20 protein-coding genes are annotated in these 17,191 nt (G+C 46.7%); 10 read left to right on the top strand and 10 right to left on the bottom strand.

The window, feature by feature from the left end; all coding sequences use genetic code 11:
* Window positions 1-34: 34 nt before the first annotated feature.
* The 6 genes from ftsY to K1X61_16120 all read right to left on the bottom strand — a co-directional run bounded on the left by ftsY (window position 35) and on the right by K1X61_16120 (window position 3,724).
* Window positions 35-994 (bottom strand): signal recognition particle-docking protein FtsY, encoded by a 960-nt coding sequence (ftsY, locus tag K1X61_16145; protein ID MBX7110183.1) that lies wholly within the window; start codon window positions 992-994, stop codon window positions 35-37.
* A gap of 106 nt (window positions 995-1,100) precedes the next feature.
* Entirely contained in the window at window positions 1,101-1,289 is a 189-nt protein-coding gene (locus K1X61_16140) for a DUF4295 domain-containing protein (protein MBX7110182.1), read from the bottom strand.
* An 8-nt stretch (window positions 1,290-1,297) separates the two neighbouring features.
* Window positions 1,298-1,480: a 50S ribosomal protein L33 gene (gene rpmG / locus K1X61_16135; protein ID MBX7110181.1), complete on the bottom strand. Its 183-nt coding sequence runs from the start codon at window positions 1,478-1,480 to the stop codon at window positions 1,298-1,300.
* A 73-nt stretch (window positions 1,481-1,553) separates the two neighbouring features.
* Window positions 1,554-1,790 carry a 50S ribosomal protein L28 gene (rpmB, locus tag K1X61_16130; GenBank protein MBX7110180.1) on the bottom strand — a complete coding sequence of 79 codons (237 nt, stop codon included), beginning with the start codon at window positions 1,788-1,790 and terminating at the stop codon, window positions 1,554-1,556.
* A gap of 167 nt (window positions 1,791-1,957) precedes the next feature.
* Window positions 1,958-3,223 (bottom strand): MFS transporter, encoded by a 1,266-nt coding sequence (locus K1X61_16125; protein MBX7110179.1) that lies wholly within the window; start codon window positions 3,221-3,223, stop codon window positions 1,958-1,960.
* A gap of 153 nt (window positions 3,224-3,376) precedes the next feature.
* Window positions 3,377-3,724 carry a 4Fe-4S dicluster domain-containing protein gene (locus K1X61_16120; GenBank protein ID MBX7110178.1) on the bottom strand — a complete coding sequence of 116 codons (348 nt, stop codon included), beginning with the start codon at window positions 3,722-3,724 and terminating at the stop codon, window positions 3,377-3,379.
* 138 nt (window positions 3,725-3,862) lie between these two features.
* Here K1X61_16120 and K1X61_16115 point away from each other — a divergent pair, with 138 nt between their 5' ends.
* Window positions 3,863-4,861, top strand: a complete 999-nt coding sequence (locus tag K1X61_16115) for an acyl-CoA reductase (GenBank protein ID MBX7110177.1) — start codon at window positions 3,863-3,865, stop codon at window positions 4,859-4,861.
* A 16-nt stretch (window positions 4,862-4,877) separates the two neighbouring features.
* Here K1X61_16115 and K1X61_16110 read toward each other — a convergent pair whose 3' ends face one another.
* Together K1X61_16110 and glmM are read right to left on the bottom strand one after the other, a co-directional pair.
* Window positions 4,878-6,020 carry a cysteine desulfurase gene (locus tag K1X61_16110; protein ID MBX7110176.1) on the bottom strand — a complete coding sequence of 381 codons (1,143 nt, stop codon included), beginning with the start codon at window positions 6,018-6,020 and terminating at the stop codon, window positions 4,878-4,880.
* 45 nt (window positions 6,021-6,065) lie between these two features.
* The gene (gene glmM / locus K1X61_16105) at window positions 6,066-7,460 is read right to left on the bottom strand and encodes a phosphoglucosamine mutase (protein MBX7110175.1); all 1,395 of its coding nucleotides are present in this window, start codon (window positions 7,458-7,460) and stop codon (window positions 6,066-6,068) included.
* 225 nt (window positions 7,461-7,685) lie between these two features.
* On the opposite strand from glmM, the gene K1X61_16100 reads away from it, so the two are divergent.
* The 4 genes from K1X61_16100 to K1X61_16085 are packed head-to-tail and all read left to right on the top strand — an operon-like array spanning window position 7,686 to window position 10,526.
* Window positions 7,686-8,420, top strand: a complete 735-nt coding sequence (locus tag K1X61_16100) for a class I SAM-dependent methyltransferase (protein ID MBX7110174.1) — start codon at window positions 7,686-7,688, stop codon at window positions 8,418-8,420.
* Window positions 8,421-8,448: 28 nt separating this feature from the next.
* Window positions 8,449-9,030, top strand: coding sequence for a phosphatase PAP2 family protein (locus K1X61_16095; GenBank protein MBX7110173.1), 582 nt, complete (start codon window positions 8,449-8,451; stop codon window positions 9,028-9,030).
* A complete protein-coding gene (locus tag K1X61_16090) occupies window positions 9,027-9,731 on the top strand; it encodes a ZIP family metal transporter (GenBank protein MBX7110172.1) in 705 nt (234 codons plus the stop codon). Before K1X61_16095 ends, K1X61_16090 begins: the two co-directional genes overlap by 4 nt.
* Window positions 9,732-9,746: 15 nt before the next feature.
* A complete protein-coding gene (locus K1X61_16085; GenBank protein MBX7110171.1) occupies window positions 9,747-10,526 on the top strand; it encodes an enoyl-CoA hydratase/isomerase family protein in 780 nt (259 codons plus the stop codon).
* Window positions 10,527-10,561: 35 nt separating this feature from the next.
* On the opposite strand, the gene K1X61_16080 is transcribed toward K1X61_16085, so the two are convergent.
* Complete coding sequence (locus K1X61_16080; protein ID MBX7110170.1) at window positions 10,562-11,686, bottom strand: hypothetical protein; 1,125 nt, start codon at window positions 11,684-11,686, stop codon at window positions 10,562-10,564.
* Between the two features lie 281 nt (window positions 11,687-11,967).
* Window positions 11,968-12,675, bottom strand: a complete 708-nt coding sequence (locus tag K1X61_16075) for an isoprenylcysteine carboxylmethyltransferase family protein (protein ID MBX7110169.1) — start codon at window positions 12,673-12,675, stop codon at window positions 11,968-11,970.
* Window positions 12,676-12,773: 98 nt separating this feature from the next.
* Here K1X61_16075 and K1X61_16070 point away from each other — a divergent pair, with 98 nt between their 5' ends.
* From K1X61_16070 to K1X61_16050, 5 genes are all read left to right on the top strand, one after another.
* On the top strand, window positions 12,774-13,559 hold the full coding sequence (locus K1X61_16070; protein ID MBX7110168.1) for a hypothetical protein: 786 nt from the start codon (window positions 12,774-12,776) through the stop codon (window positions 13,557-13,559).
* A complete protein-coding gene (locus tag K1X61_16065) occupies window positions 13,538-14,149 on the top strand; it encodes a hypothetical protein (protein MBX7110167.1) in 612 nt (203 codons plus the stop codon). The genes K1X61_16070 and K1X61_16065 overlap by 22 nt, the downstream gene beginning before the upstream one ends.
* A 143-nt stretch (window positions 14,150-14,292) precedes the next feature.
* Window positions 14,293-14,664: a hypothetical protein gene (locus K1X61_16060; protein ID MBX7110166.1), complete on the top strand. Its 372-nt coding sequence runs from the start codon at window positions 14,293-14,295 to the stop codon at window positions 14,662-14,664.
* Window positions 14,665-14,848: 184 nt separating this feature from the next.
* A complete protein-coding gene (locus K1X61_16055; protein MBX7110165.1) occupies window positions 14,849-15,532 on the top strand; it encodes a hypothetical protein in 684 nt (227 codons plus the stop codon).
* Between the two features lie 300 nt (window positions 15,533-15,832).
* Entirely contained in the window at window positions 15,833-16,852 is a 1,020-nt protein-coding gene (locus tag K1X61_16050; GenBank protein MBX7110164.1) for a DUF2235 domain-containing protein, read from the top strand.
* Window positions 16,853-17,191: the final 339 nt, after the last annotated feature.

Raw genomic sequence — 17,191 nt, 5'->3', positions numbered from 1 at the left:
GAATATCATGATGAAGAATGTTAATGTACTATCGTTAATCCTTCCCGGCAAACAATGAGTCAACAAAAGCATCGCGGTCGAATACCTGCAACTGATTGATTTTTTCTCCCACGCCAATATACTTTACTGGAATTTTGAACTGATCGGCAATGCCAATCACCACGCCGCCTTTGGCAGTGCCGTCCAGCTTGGTGAGGGCGATGGCTGTCACTTCCGTTACCGCCGTAAATTGCTTTGCCTGCTCAATGGCATTCTGTCCGGTAGAGGCATCAAGTACCAGCAGCACTTCATGCGGCGCGTCTGGCATTACCTTCTGCATCACACGCTTGATCTTGCCCAACTCATTCATGAGATTTATTTTATTGTGCAGCCGGCCGGCCGTATCAATAATGATCACATCTGCGCCGCGGCTCACGCCGGACTGCAGTGTATCGAACGCCACAGCAGCCGGATCAGCACCGGTTGGCTGTTTCACGATAGGAACTCCGGCCCGTTCACTCCAGATGGTAAGCTGGTCTACGGCTGCAGCACGAAAGGTATCAGCAGCACCAAGCAAAACGCTTTTCCCCTGTTGTTTGAACTGATGCGCCAGCTTTCCGATGGTGGTGGTCTTCCCAACGCCATTCACGCCCACCACCATCATTACATAAGGATGGATAGCGGAAGGAATTTCAAAATCTCCAGAGGATGCGTCTGCGGATTCTGATAAAAGCTGCACTATCACTTCTTTCAGAATACGGGTGAGGTCATTTGTGTTCAGGTATTTATCACGGGCAACCCTTTCTTCAAGGCGTTTGATAATCTTCACGGTTGTTTCCACTCCCACATCAGAAGCAATCAGCGCCTCTTCCACATCATCCAGCGCAGCATCATCAATGGTCGACTTGCCGGCCACTGCCTTTGCCATTTTCGTGAAGAAACTTTCCTTTGTTTTTTCCAGCCCTTTGTCAAGATCTTCCTTCTTCTCCTTGCTAAAAAACTTAAACAGTGCCATGAGATTAATTTTATTGAACGGTAGAGGCTTGTACTACTTTCTTATCTCAAACAAAAAAAGCCCCTCCCGAATGAGAGAAGCTTTCCGTTGTGCATTACAGAAGGGATTATTGACCGTTGGCCAGGAACTCCTTCACTTTGTCTTTATGGATCATTTTCTCTTTAAAAACATAAGCGCCTGTTTTATCGGAGCGTTCAGAAACGATCACACGAACAAAGGCTTTGGATGCTGCTGATTGCGCGGCATCTTTTACCACTTTTGCGTTTTTGGATACTTTACCTGCATCTTTTGCCATGACTGTGTTTATTTAATTTCTTTATGAACGGTATACTTCTTCAGAATGGGATTATATTTCTTCAATTCAATACGGTTCGGTGTATTTTTTTTGTTTTTGGTGGTGATGTAACGGGATGTTCCCGCCATGCCGCTGGTCTTATGCTCTGTGCATTCGAGAATTACCTGCACCCTGCTTTCTTTCTTTGCCATTGTTGCTTGTTATGCTTGATTCTTTAAAATAATTGATTCCTGTTGTTGAATGCTGCAAATAATTCCGATGCTTTTATACAGCAACACCCTTTTCTTTCATCTCTTTCAACACAGCCGAAATCCCTTTTTTGTTAATCGTGCGAATAGCACTTGTAGAGATCTTAAGCTCAATCCAGCGGTTTTCTTCCGGTATGAAAAACCGTTTCTTCTGCAGATTCGGCATGAAACGGCGGTTTGATTTGATGTTGGAATGCGACACTTTATGGCCGCTCATCGATTTCTTTCCGGTTACTTCACAAACTTTCGACATGTTGATAAGTTTAAAAATGGACGGCAAAGATAGCACAACTTTCCTTTTCTGCAAACAGTACCGGAAGACGAAGCAGAAGGGTGCTCCGGTGTTTGCTGCCCTGCTGTTAATAGCGTCTGTTAAAAGGTGGCTGTGGAATTGAAATACATGCCGGGACAAGGCCTGATTCACTGCAATTCATGCTTCAACTCCTGAACCTTTTGCATATTCAGTTTCAGGATGGCGGGCGACAAAAAGGCCGTAAGAATAACAATCAGAACCGTCATAGATCCGCCAAAAATCACGGATGGAACGAGGCCAAGCAGTTTTGCTGCTACACCCGACTCAAAAGCGCCGATCTCATTCGATGAACCAACAAACACATTATTTACTGCTGAAACACGGCCCCGCATATGGTCCGGTGTCATCAGTTGCAGAATAGTTCCGCGGATGATCACGCTCACGTTATCAAACGCGCCGGTGAGCATCAGCAGGAAGAGGGAGACATAAAAGTCCGTAGACAGCGCAAAGCAAATAGTCGCCACGCCAAATCCGGCAACAGCCGTCAGCAGGTTTATGCCGGCTTTCTTCATAGGAGGACGATGTGCAATAAATAATCCGGTAAGCACAGAACCAACGAACGGAGCCGCCCGCATCACACCCAATCCTTCCGGCCCTACCAGCAACACATCTGCCGCGAATACGGGCAACATGGCTATGGCTCCGCCGAATAGAACGGCAAAAAGATCAAGCGACAACGTACTCAGCACAACCGGATTTTTAAAAACGAACCTGATTCCGGCTGTTAGCCCTTGCATCAGCGGTTCCTTGCCGCCGCTTTCCGGCAAAGGCCTTGATGGGATGAATAACATGAGCAAGACATACAGCAAAAGAAAAACACACAGTGTTCCGTAAGCCCAGCTGATGCCGACAAAACCATAAATTAATCCGCCAATGGCCGGCCCGCTAATAGCAGCAACCTGCCAGGTGTTGGAGATCCAGGTTATGCCATTGGCAAAAAGATTACGGGGTACGATTTGCGCAAAGAAAGCAGTGATGGCCGGCGCAAGAAAACCCCTGCCGATGCCAATCAGAAAAATTATGATATAGACAGGCAGCGTCTGATACCTTTCAAGAAAAGGGCTGCATGGCAACGTGAAGAAAAACAGGCATGCCGAACAAAGCAGCAGCAGCACAGAAAAAACAATGATCAGTTTTTTTCTTGTAACGGTATCAGCAACATGCCCGCCAAACAGCGATGCAGTAATATAAGGTATTGCTTCAGCAAGACCGATCAATCCTAAGGAAAGCGGATCATTGGTAAAAGAATAAACCTGCCAGCCTACAATCACTGCCTGCATCTGCAGCGCCATCGTCAGAAACATGCGGGCAGACAGATACAGCCGGAAATCTTTTATCTGAAACGAAGCATACGGCTGATGTACGGCGGGCATTGCTATCGGCTGAATAGATACACTGTTCAAATGTTCCTGCAGTGGAACAAGCTTTTCACTTCAACGTTCCGGATGCATTGCAATACGGAATGACTAAAAAATAAAAAGCCCCTGAAGCAGCGCTACCGGGGCTTTCAAAGATTCGTGCACGGCTCAGATATGCATCTTCGCTTTCTTTTCCAGGAGTTGTTCCTTGGTTTCCACATGATCCGGATCCGGAACACAGCAATCGACGGGGCATACTGCCGCGCATTGCGGTTCCTCATGAAATCCTTCACATTCAGTACATTTATTGGGAACAATGTAATATACATCGTCGGCAATCGGCGGAAAACGCTGATCAGCATCCACTACAGTGCCATCAAGCAAGGTAACACTTCCCTTCACGGTTGTTCCATCGGCAACAGCCCATTCGGCGCCGCCTTCATAAATCGCATTGTTGGGACACTCCGGTTCGCAAGCTCCGCAGTTAATACATTCCTCTGTGATTCGAATAGCCATAGTTCTTAGTTTTGCAATGGTCAAAATTAAAAAAGAAACCAGTTATTCAAGCAGGTTTGTTTCTTAAAATATTTTACCCAGGCGTTGTTTTGGGATTCGCCACACGACCCAATGCCTGTATAACAGGAAAAAACAAAAATGAATTTAGCACAACGAAAAGAATCACTTATACAGCTCGCCGGCAAGCTTCATCCGGAGTCACCGGCCGTGCAGGATATTGCAGCCAAAGCATATGAGCATAACAGGTGGTTTACTCCTGAAAATATATTCCGCATGCTCACCAACATCAGCGAACAGTTTTTACAGGAGGAAAAACTGGAACAATGGATCTCCGCATATAAGATCAGAGAACACAGGCATCCAAAAACCGTGGGGCTGATCATGGCAGGCAATATTCCGCTGGTAGGGTTTCATGATTTGCTCTGCGTGATGATTTCCGGTCACAAGGCCCTTGTTAAACTTTCTTCAAAAGATAATATCCTGCTGCCATGGTTGCTGGAAAGGCTTTATGAAGCAGATGACTACTGGCGTTCCGCGATGGTGATTAGCGATTTGCTGACAGGAATGGATGCCGCTATAGCCACCGGTTCAAACAATTCGTCTCGCTACTTCAATTACTACCTGTCGAAATACCCGCACATCATCCGCAAAAACCGCGGATCAGTGGCAGTGATTACAGGCCATGAAACAAGCGTCTCCCTGCAGCAACTGGGTATCGATATCTTTTCCTATTTCGGACTCGGATGCAGAAACGTATCCAAGCTGTTGGTACCTGCGGAATATTCATTCGACCGCTTATTCGAATCGCTGGAACCGTTTCGTTCGGTGATTGATCATCATAAATACAAAAACAACTTCGATTACAATTTAACCTTGCTGCTGATGAACCGGCAACCGCATTTCCATAATGATTTTGTTATTCTGCGGGAAGACGCGCGCATTGTTTCTCAGGTAGCCACTTTACATTACGAACGGTATGCGGATGAAGCTGCGCTCCGGGAAAAACTACTGCAGGAGGAAGCAGCGATACAGTGTATTGCGGGAGAAGGTTATGTTGGATTCGGAAAGACACAAGCACCGGAGTTGTGGGACTATGCTGATCATATTGATACACTTCAGTTCCTGAATGAACTTTAAAAAAAGCAACAGCCATTTACACTGCTGCCGGTTCTTCCGCCAGTTCTTTCAGCTTCGCCATCACAAAATCCACTTCCTCTTTCCGGTTGTTTTTTGAAAATGAAAACCGGATAGCCACCCTGTTGATATCGGCATGTATCGCTTCCAGCACATGTGAGTTTTGGTTGCTGCCCGAACTGCAGGCACTGCCGCTCGATGCACAGACACCGGCCATATCCAGGTTGAACAGCAGCAGCTGCGACTTATTATTCAGGGGGAAGGAAGCGTTTAAAACGGTATAGAGACTACTGCCATCCACATCGCCATTAAACAGGATGCCTGGAAAATTGCTCCTGAGCGTATCTTTCATATAATTTCTTATCTCGCTGATGTAGGTGCTCGATTCCTCCAGGTGTTCGTAACCCATTTCCATTGCTTTTGCAAGCCCGACTATGCCATAAACATTTTCGGTGCCTGCCCGCATATTCCTTTCCTGTGCACCACCGTGAATGAATGGTGGGATTTTGATGGAATGGTGGATGTATAGAAATCCGGTGCCTTTAGGGCCGTGAAACTTATGCGCCGCGCCGGCAATAAAATGAACCGGCGTCTTCTCCAGGTCAAATGGAAAATGCGCCACCGTTTGCACCGTATCACAATGAAATATTGCATTATACTTTTTACAGATGGCGCCTGTTTCTTCAATATCCATCATGGTGCCGATCTCATTGTTGGCATGCATGAGCGATACCAGGCATCTTTCGTTAATGGTATGCAGCAGCTCTTCGAGGTGAAGGAGATCGAACCGCCCTTTTTCATCCACTTTTACATAGTGTAACTGCACCAGCCCTTCTTTTGCCAGTGCTTCGGTGGTATGCATCACGCAATGATGTTCAATCGGCGATGTGATGATATGCCTGATTCCATACGCCTGCACACCACACCTGATCGCCATGTTGTTGGATTCTGTTCCGCCGGAAGTAAAAAATATCTCCGATGGTGTCGCATGCAGGCATTTCGCAACGGTCTTTCGTGCCTTTTCGATGGCGGCACGTGTTTCACGTCCGAAGAAATGAATGGCGGAAGGATTGCCGTAATGGGATTCCATAAACGGCAGCATGGCATTGATCACCTCGCGGTCCATCTCTGTGGTGGCGGCATTGTCGAAATAAATTCTCATCTGATTGTAACGGTTATGGTGTGAGTATATTGGGAAGCTATTATCCTACCTTCTTTGTTCCAGCATGGCCCGGATATCATCTATCATCCTTTCTGCCAGCGCATCTGCTTCGTACAACCATTTTGCTTCGGCATAAATTCGAATGATAGGTTCTGTATTGGAACGGCGTAAATGAACCCAGCTGTTGTTTTTGAATTCTATTTTCAACCCGTCCTCGGTATTCAGTTGCTCACGCGCATACTTTCTTTGCATCCGTTTGAAGAGCTTATCGATTTTTACGCCCGGCGTAAGCTGAATCTTGTTCTTCGATATTACATAATCCGGGTAAGAAGCCCTGAGTGCTGATGATTTCTTTCCGGATGTGGCCAGGTGAGAAAGAAAGAGGGCTACGCCTGCCAATGCGTCGCGGCCATAATGCAGCGCAGGGTAAATGATTCCGCCATTCCCCTCTCCGCCGATGACTGCTTTTACCGCTTTCATCTTCTCCACTACGTTCACTTCACCGACCGCCGCCGCGCTGTACCTGCCGCCGGCCATTTCGGTAATGTCGCGCAAAGCCCTGGTGGAAGAGAGATTGGAAACCGTATTTCCCTTTTTATGTTTCAGCACATAATCCGCAACGGCAACGAGTGTGTATTCTTCGCCGAACATGTTGCCATCTTCACTTACCAGTGCCAGGCGATCTACATCAGGATCCACGGCAATGCCAAGATCAGCCTTGCTGCTAATTACTTTACGCGATAAGTCCTTCAGATTTACAGGCAAGGGCTCAGGATTGTGGGCAAAATTTCCCGTAGGCTCACAGTGCATTGTAATGACTTCCTTTACTCCCAGCGCCTTCAGCAATGCCGGTATGGCAATACCACCGCTGCTGTTCACCGCATCCACCACAATGCGGTATTTCCTGGCGCGTATTGCTTTTACGTTTACCCGCTTAAGCGACAATATTTTTTTAATGTGCTTTTCGAGGTAGCTGTTGTCTTGCCGGTAGGTGCCAAGCTGATGGACCGGTGCAAAGCGGAAGCCCGCCGATTCGGCCAGCAGCAGCAGCTTTTTTCCGTCATCAGCGGAAATAAATTCGCCTTTGCTGTTCAGGAGCTTTAGCGCATTCCATTCCACCGTGTTATGACTGGCAGTGATGATGATTCCTCCCGCAGCCTTCTCCTGCACCACTGCCATCTCCACCGTTGGTGTGGTGGACAGTCCAAGGTCAGTCACGTCCAATCCCATAGCATTAAGGGTAGATGCAACCAGGGCCGACACCATTTCGCCCGATGGACGCGCATCGCGCCCGATAACAACCCGCCTGTTTTTTGAACGGCTTTGCAGCAGCATGCTAAAGGCCGCTGTAAATTTTACAATATCAGCAGGCGTAAGGTTATCGCCGGTGCTGCCACCGATCGTTCCCCTGATACCTGAAATGGATTTAATGAGTGTCAAACCTCTTGACTTCCTGCCTGAAGTGAAGGGCTCAGGAAGGGCGCAAAAATAACCAAAATCTACAGTAACAGGACATGGCATTTTATGCAAATGCCACGGAAGAATGCCTGCCATGTTGCTGGTTTGTACAACTGCGGTTCATCCATCCACCGCTAATAATTCTGCCATTTTCAGCAGGGCAGTAAATTCATTTCAACTACCTTTACTACTTAGCAAATACAGCAGATGAAGCATAAAGAATGGTTTGAAACATGGTTCGATTCGCCTTATTATCACGTTCTGTATCAGCACAGGGATGAAGCCGAAGCAGAGCATTTTATGGATAAACTGTTATTGGCTATGCACCTTTCACCCGGAGCAAGGGCACTGGATGTGGCCTGCGGGAAAGGCAGGCATGCCGTGTACCTGGCGGAAAAGGGAATGGAAGTAACGGGTATCGATCTTTCGTGGAAAAATATTGGCCATGCTGTACACTATGAAAGACCGAACCTCTCTTTCTTCCTGCATGATATGCGCAACCCGTTTTACATCAACTATTTCGATGTTGTTTTTAACCTCTTTACCAGCTTTGGTTATTTTGAAACGGAAAAGGAAAATCTGAAAGCCATACACTCCATGAGCATGGCCATGAAAAAAGGCGGCAAACTGGTAATCGATTTTTTTAATGCTGCCAAAATATCGCAGCAGCTGGTACCACATGAGTATATCCAGCGGGAAGGCATCCTCTTCCTGGTAGAAAAAAAAATTCAGGATAACATGGTGCTGAAACGAATCTACTTCCAGGACCTTGGCAGATCTTTCGAATTTGAGGAACGCGTGCAATCGCTCCGCTATGCGGATTTTGAGCGGTTGTTCAGGCAAAACGGTTTGAAGATCACCTCAGTGTATGGCGACTATCAGCTGCATCCGTTTGAAGAACCTCTCTCCGATCGGATGATCATTGTCGCTGAGAAAACCTGATTGCTTTCAACAGCATAAAAACCACCTATTGGATTCTATCCTTCAATTTGACCGGCAGTTTTTTTTCCTGATCAACGGGCAGCTTCAAAACCCGTTTTTTGATTTTATCATGCCCTTTGTACGTGATAAAAATTTCTGGATCCCATTGTATGTTTTACTGGTGTTTTACTTTCTCCGGCGATTCAAAAAAAAGTCATGGGTGCCACTTTTGTCAGCCGCCATTACCGTAGTGCTGACGGACCAGTTGAGCAGCAGTGTGATTAAACCACTTGTTCACCGGCTGCGTCCATGCAATGATCCTTCGATTACTTCTCAGGTGCATCTGTTGGTTGGTTGCGGAAGTGGTTTCAGCTTTGTTTCCTCACATGCTGCCAATCATTTCGGGATTGCCTGTTTCCTTATAGTGCTGCTGCACGACCGCTTTAAGTGGATTACGGCCGCTGCCATTGCCTGGGCAGCCCTTGTGTGTTTCGCACAGGTCTATGTAGGGTTGCACTATCCGTTTGATATACTTGGCGGGGCTTTGATTGGCATTGCAACAGGTACAACCACAGGAATAATTTGTAAAAGAATACTGGGAGGTCATCAGCCACACGCTTTTCAAAAATGAACATCACCGGTTTCATCATACTGATCGCGGCGCCACTGATTGGCGGCAGCGCTGCACTGTTGCTCCGTAAAAACAGCAGGGAGCAATATAAACTGGTATTAAGCTTCAGTGGCGCGTTTTTATTCAGCATCACCCTCATTCACCTGTTTCCCGTTGTATTTGCCAATAATGAATATGCCGGTGCCTATGTGCTTGCCGGATTTTTTATCCAGATCTTCCTGGAGCAACTTACCCATGGCATAGAACACGGCCACTTTCATGAACACCTTGAAAACAACACTTACCTGCTTGCCTTGGTGGTTGGCTTAACAATACATTCGCTGCTGGATGGCATTCCGCTGTCTAATCATCAGATGCTGGATCAGGAACATCACTCCTTACTATATGGCATCGCCATCCATAAGATACCGGAAGGCTTCGCTCTGGCTTCGGTACTCCTGTTTTCCAATTTTAAGAAGATCAGCGTGATGATCTTTGTTGGTTTATTTTCACTCGTGGCACCGGCTGCCGTCTTGCTCTCCAATCAGTTCAGCACCGTTGATGCACATGCCTTTTCAATTGTGGTGGCCATGGCCGTAGGTTCCTTCCTCCATGTCTCCACCACCATACTTTTTGAATCTGAATCCGGGCAACATCTGTTCGGGCGCAAAAAAATTGCCGCAATCCTGCTGGGCGCGGGCATTGCTTTGCTCACCATGTAATCCATTACAACTGATATGTCATTTGAATTCATCGTCGTACAACCGCAGGAGGAAAAGCACATTGCCCTGATCCGCCTCAACAGGCCTAAAGAACTGAATGCTTTGAACAGAAAGCTGATGACCGAACTGAAAGAAGCTCTGCAGCAGCTGGATGAAGATGACGATGTTCGTGTCATCATCATCACCGGCAATGAGCGTGCCTTTGCCGCCGGTGCCGACATCAAAGAGATGGCCACTGCTTCTGCCATAGAACTTTTCAAACTTGACCAGTTCAGTACCTGGGAGCAGGTGAAGAAAACAAGAAAGCCGCTTATTGCCGCAGTTTCCGGTTTCGCGCTGGGCGGTGGCTGTGAACTGATGATGCACTGTGACATGATTGTTGCCAGCGAAACCACCATGATCGGACAACCGGAAATAAAACTCGGTGTGATGCCGGGCGCCGGTGGCACACAAAGACTTACGAGGGTTGCCGGCAAGGCGCTGGCCATGGAACTTATACTCACGGGCCGTTCGCTGACGGCAGATGAAGCGCTGCGCGCCGGATTGATCAATAAGGTGGTGCCTGTTGAATTATTCCTGCAGGAAGCTTTCAAAATGGCAAGGCTGGTGGCCGAACATTCGACCATTGCTTTACAGCTTGCTAAAGATGCCGTGCTGCAGGCATTCAACACCACTTTGGATGAAGGCCTGTTGCTGGAAAGGAAAAATTTCTATCTCTGCTTTGCTTCGGCAGATCAGAAAGAAGGCATGCTTGCCTTCATGGAAAAAAGGAAGCCGGAATTTAAAGACCGTTAATCCCGGCGTGATGCACGATGGCATTCATGACACGGCTACTCCACCCAATCTGCAACAAACACATTCGTATCATGTGTGCCTCCATTATTTCTGTTCGAGCAGAAAACAAGCTTCTTTCCATCAGGCGAGAACATGGCGAAGGCATCAAACATATTTGAATGGGTCACTTTTTCCAACCCGCTTCCATCGAGGTTGATGAGATACAGGTTAAAAGGAAATCCGCGCGGATACTCATAGTTGGATGCGAACAATATTCGCTTGCCATCCGGCGTAAACACCGGCGCCCAGTTGGCACCCGGCATGCTGGTAACCTGATGTACGTTGCTGCCATCAGCATCGGCAGTGAACACTTCCATTTTTGTCGGGGCCACCATGTCTTGCTTCAGCAGGTCTTTATATTCACTGATTTCATCTGCTGTTAATGGCCTTGATGCACGCCATACAATCTTTTTTCCATCCGGTGAAAACCATGCGCCACCATCATAGCCAAGTTCCTTCGTGATACGCTTTACACCGCTTCCGTCCAGGTTCATGGTATACAAATCGAGGTCACCGTCACGGGTGGAAGTAAAGATGATCCTGTCGCCCAATGGTGAAATGGTGGCTTCCGCATCATAAAATTTATTGCTCGTGAGCTGTTTCCTGATCTTACCATCCAACCCTGCAATACAGATCTCAAAAGATTTATACAACGGCCATACGTATTTTTTAATCTTCCCGCGGTCGGGCACCGGCGGACAGGTATCCTGCGTAAAATGTGTAGAAGCATACAACACCAGTGAATCGCCCGGCAAAAAATAGCTGCAGGTAGTTCGGCCCTTCCCACTGCTGATCATGCTGAAATCAAATTTTTGTGTGCTGTCTGCAGGCAGGCTCCCCACAAATATCTGATCGCACATAACCTGCTGATGATCGGTTCGCTGAAACACGATATGCTTGCCATCAAAACTCCAGTATGCTTCCGCATTATCACCGCCAAACGTCAGTTGCCGCACATTTTTCAAATGGCTTTCACCAGGGAACAGTACGGCCTTTGTTGAATCAAATTTTTGCACGGAAGCCGAATCCGCATTACCGGCCGATTGGCCGGCAGGATTACCGCATCCGTTGATCCCTCCAAAAACAGCAGTCAATAAGAGCAGGTACCAGAAATTTTTCATGGGTAGTTTTTTTGAACGGCGCAAAGGTAACGGGTGGAAGCGGAACTAATGTAAATGACAGGCGTCACAGGCTTGTCAAACTTTAGCATGGCAGTGGACCTCGTATGCCATGCAACAGGCCGGATGTTGAATACTGTTTCACCGGAATGTGTCACTGTGTCAGAAGTTGTCTCAAAACAGGCAATCAATGCGGTCATGCCGGATTTATTTCCGCATCTGTCAATGAATTGAAGTGATCCTGAATCATATCCAGGATGACTCCAGTTATTTTGAGATCGCTTCTAATCTCCCTTCCAGGTTCCTGACTTTTTAAGATAACGGATCAGCAAATAACACAGCAGCAATAACAACAGTACAGCAATGAAATACGGCAGGCTTCCTGCAAAGGCATCACTGCCTTCCTGCTGAAAATAATTTTTCATGATCAGTAAAACAGCTCCTGTCAGCCAGATGTAGGTTGAATTGTATTCTTCAATAAAGACCCTTTTCCACTTAAAATCCATTTCGGTGATTGTGGTCAGCAGGCCTTGCATTTTCGGAAACCAGCGGTTGGCGCTCTTACAGTACGCTGTATAGGCCTCCCCGAATTTCCCCATTAGGAAATCTTCTTCCGCCAGCACGATTGACTGGTAAAGAAAAGTAAAGAGCGGGACAAAGATCAGGAGGAAAAGCAGCGAGTTGGCAACCACACCAAGTCCCAGCAAAATCATGATATTGCCAATGTACAATGGGTTACGGCAATGCGCATACAATCCGGAGGTAAATAATCCTTCTGCATAGATACGCCGTTGCCTGCCAGCGCGAATGATGTAAACGAGTCCGATGGTCAGCCCGCGCAAACCTTCTCCCGCCATGGCAATGAGCAGGCCCGTAATACTGGCGGTAACATAGTTATGGAATAGCGGCGGCGATGGGATAAAGAGCATGACGTAGAAAACCGGAAACAAAAAGTTACGGTTGTGAAAAATCAGATTTCCAAACTTTACCATGCCAGGCGCATTCAACAGTGAAAATATCAGATTGCAGTTGCTCAAAGAAAGCTAAAATACACTTGAAAGTAAAGAGCCGGCCTTCTCCAACCGGCTGCATGACTGAAAAATTATTATGGTTCATACAACCAGCTTACCATAAGGATACCGGTGTGCATGCGGTATCCGGCATTTTTCGCATTCCATTTCTTTTTGTTAGTTTTCGTGAAGTTGAAATTACTTTGAAGATCCATCATCATACATCCTTTGCATCGCAGATTGCGGCGCTGCTGCTTTTATTGCTGTGGCTGCCATTTCAGGCGGCTGCGCAAAAACCTTTGAAAGTAAAATATACCAATGGCGGCATTTTTTCATTAGGCGTGCGCGTTCCGTTTGCCTTTGCCGGCAGTCCTGACGGATTGAACGGTTCGCAGGGATTTGGGCTGAGCAGCAGGGTGCAGCTGGGTTATCATTACAACACTGAATTTTACGGCGAATACCTGAAAGGCAGGTACGGCGACAATGCCATTAAAGGCAATGCGCACATCGGCGGTTCCTTCATTCTTTGTACGCAGCATAAACTGCGCAGGGTGCAACCGATATTTTTTGCCGGGCCCGACGCGGACTTTGAACAAGTGCATGAAACAATTGATAAGAGCAATGCTGCCAGCCGCTGGAATTTCGCGGCACATGCGGGAATGGGCATGCACATCAATGTTTCGTGGCGATCCGATATTACCGTGAGTACCTCATATATGATGCACTTCGGTCCGAAGATTGAAACGATAAGCTCAGGAGATCAAACGACATACACTACAGGTGCCAATGGTGTGGATGGTCAATTCATGATCACCATCAGCATGAATTACAAGATGCTCGATCTATGGAAAAAAATTCAGTGGTAATTGTGCTATGGCTGCTTTTTTTGCCATTGTGCATTGCTGCACAAGGGAAGAAGAAGAAGTCCTTTATACAACGCGACATGTTCTCCTGCGGTGTAGGCGGTGCAGGCGGTATATTCGTCAGCCATCCGGTGCAGGATATCTATCTTAATGGCAGCGTGGAATATTTTATGGAGCGCAGAGTATCTGTAAAAATTGATGGTTTCCTGTTTATGCCTGACTATAATTTTGAAGGACAATTGCAGAAAAACAGCAGCATACTCATTGGTGCCGCTTATCACTTTCCATATAAACGATGGGATACATACCTGTCGCTGCAGCCCGGCCTTGCCTTTCCGGGATTATCATCAGGCAATACCGCTATTCCTGTAGAGACCGGCGTGGAACCGATCATTGCCATAAACGGCGGACTCGCATATTACCTTTTCAATAACCTGCATATTTATGGGAGCATAGGCTATGTACATGGCACCTATTTTCCTGAATCACCGGAAAGCTTTCATCTTGATGAGATCAGGGTGGCTGCCGGTGTAGGCTTCAATGTCTTCTTTAACCGATATGCCCCGTATGAAAGGAGAAGAATCCGGTTTTGAACAGCATCAGGTGTTACTCATTCCATGCGATCTATGCAGTAATAAGATAAGTCCGGTAGTTAATGTTTCAGCCTTAAATGCTGACAAGCAGGGTAAGCAAATATTGCATTGCTGCACCAATCACAGCGTAGATGAATTTTAGCATGTCATCAATAATAAGGTTACAATACACTAATTTTAACTTCGTTAAAAAAAACATTATGGATGAGCTGATTAAAAAAGTAACCACTGCCGCCGGCATCACCGAAGAGCAGGCCCGGAAATCCATTGAAACGGTTTCTGCTTATGTAAAAGATCGTTTACCTGACACCTTTAAAGACCAGATTGATAACCTGGTGAATGGCGGAACACTGACAGAAGGCATGAAGACGAAAATGAATTCCATGGCCGGTGAATTGCGCGACAAGGCAGAAGTTGTGATGGAGGAGGTACGTGAAAAAACGGAAGGCATCATGGCAGATGTAAAGGAAAAACTGTCTGGCATTTTTACTTCCAAAAAGGACGAAGAGAAATAGGATCGTCGTTCATTGCAGCAAAGGATACCATGCCCTAACGTAATACCATCTTACGGGCGGGCATTCTTTATTATGGAAGTATCAGGAACGGCTGCTTATTAGCGCTTGCCGCACTCCGGTTTAATAACAGGCAGGCAGGATGCCAAAAACAATTATATTTGAACAAACGATAAAATTTAAGCTGATGACGACTTCATACATAGCAAAAATACAGTTAGATCCCGCCGCTGTGCAGACGGTATTTCCAAAAGTAAATCCCAAAATCGGCAAGGTTAAAAAAATGGAGAACCTGAATGGCTTTGTTGAATGCTACAACAACTTTGCTGATTACTTCGGCATTGATGCACCGCTGGAGGTTGCTTATTTTTTTTCACAGGTAGGTCATGAATGCGATCAGTTTAATGCTTTTGAAGAATATGCCAGTGGTGAGAAATATGAAGGCCGCAAAGATCTGGGGAATCTTTATAAAGGTGATGGCGTAAAGTTTAAAGGACATGGCGCTTTGCAAACCACCGGCCGCACCAATCATCATCTCGCCAATGAGGCCTTGCTGAAACTGGATTTCCTGACGCCGGCGGAAGCCGCTTTGTTTAAAGGCGATGGTGCCGTAAAAAACCCCGGGCTGCTGAGCATACCGAAATGGGCGACGCTCTCCGCCATGATATACTGGGCTTCAAAAGACCTGAATCGGCTTTGCCTGCCTCCGGATCAGAATGTAACCATCCGGAGATTTGACAAAGTGAAAAAATGGTACGATTACACCTGCAAGCCCAATGAAGCAATTACCCGCAAAATTAACGGTGGTGTTAACGGCCTGGAGGAACGTATCGCCCTGTTTAAAAAAATGAGCGCCTTGCTGAAGATTTGAATAGTGCCGGGCTATAGCTTGTGCTTCATGTTTTTTATGTAGCATGGAATGCGCAAGTAATCCGCTATTGCAAGCTTCTCTTCGCAATGACGGGAATTGAATAGAACGCTTCTCCTGATGGTGGAGATGCCGGCATGAAACGACCGGCAATCTGCAACGGCCAGTCGCGAATACATCACACAGGTTTACCAAATTGTATGATGGCCATTGTATTTTACCCGCAACCGGTTGAAAGAGCTGTTGATTGATGAATCCGTGAAAACCGGGATGGTTGCTACTGAAAAACAACTTCGATTGCTGATGAAGAGAATTGTAACATGCAGTGACGGCACCTGGAACAGGCCCAATGCCACGGTGAAGGGAAAAAAGATACGTACCAATGTGCAGAAGCTCTTTGACTATGTGTTGCAACGTGATGATAACGGTGTAGCTCAGCTTCGATACTATGATGCAGGGATTGGCGCGGAAGGGAATTTTTTTGCCCGGTCTATCAGCGGAGCAACAGGCAAAGGCATTGACACGAATATCCAGGACGTGTACAAATTTATCTGCTGGAACTATGAAGCGGGCGATGAGATTTTTGTGTTTGGATTCAGCAGGGGAGCCTATACGGCACGCAGCCTGGCAGGACTGATCCGCAAGGCAGGCATCATCCGCAAAAACGACCTTGATCTAATTGCCGATGCATATGCTTTATACCGTAATCATGCAGTGGGGCCTGATGACCCTGCTGCCGTGAAGTTTAAGACATCCAACAGCTTTCTTCCCATGCCACATATCAAGTTTATCGGCGTATGGGATACGGTAGGTTCATTGGGATTGCCGCTCCGCTGGTTTCAGATGCGCAACCTGAGGAAGTTTCAGTTTCATGATACTACGCTCAGCAGTACGGTTGACTATGCCTACCAGGCGCTGGCACTGGATGAACGGCGCAGCACTTTTAAACCCACCTTGTGGCAACAAAGCGCCAAAGTAAAAGAGTTGAACATTCAGCAAGTGCTGGAGCAACGCTGGTTTGCCGGTGTACATTCCAATGTGGGCGGCGGCTATGCAGATGAAGGCCTTTCAGATATTACTTTGGACTGGATGATACAGAAAGCAAAAGCTGCAGGACTTTATTTTGATGAGGAACTGATCAGCAGGGATGTAAAACCGGATCCGCAGGGACAGCTTTATAATTCCAACAAAGGATTGTTTTCATTATTTCCCGGATATGTAAGACCCGTGGAGACAGAAACGATGATTGATCCGTCGGTGGAAGAAAGAAAAAGGAAAGTGAAGAACTATCAACCGGAAAACCTGCCGGTTTCCTTTACCTGAATAGGTTGCGGCCTTTTCACAAACAATTACATGCAGCATATCATTTCCATATCCGGCAACATTACTTCCTGCCGGAAAATTGAATGCATACACCGGCAATAACAATGGATTGCCTTGAATCTGGCAGCCTGCTCCATAGTTTCTCACACATAGCATGTATTGCAAAACAACATTGTTTTTGACTCCGAAAGCAGAACCGATTAGATTTGTTTAACCCGGATTTTGCAGTAGGAATTAAGTTTTAAGAGATAACGGCATTCCCACATCACGGACTAATTTCAGTAATCCCTCCATCCAGGGTCGTTTTTCGATTCTAACGGCAAGTTTGAGAATGCGTTT

This window comes from Chitinophagales bacterium (assembly GCA_019694975.1).
GTDB lineage: Bacteria > Bacteroidota > Bacteroidia > Chitinophagales > UBA10324 > JACCZZ01.
Note: the sequence above shows the minus strand (reverse complement) of the source record. Positions and strands in the feature narration are given on the sequence as shown.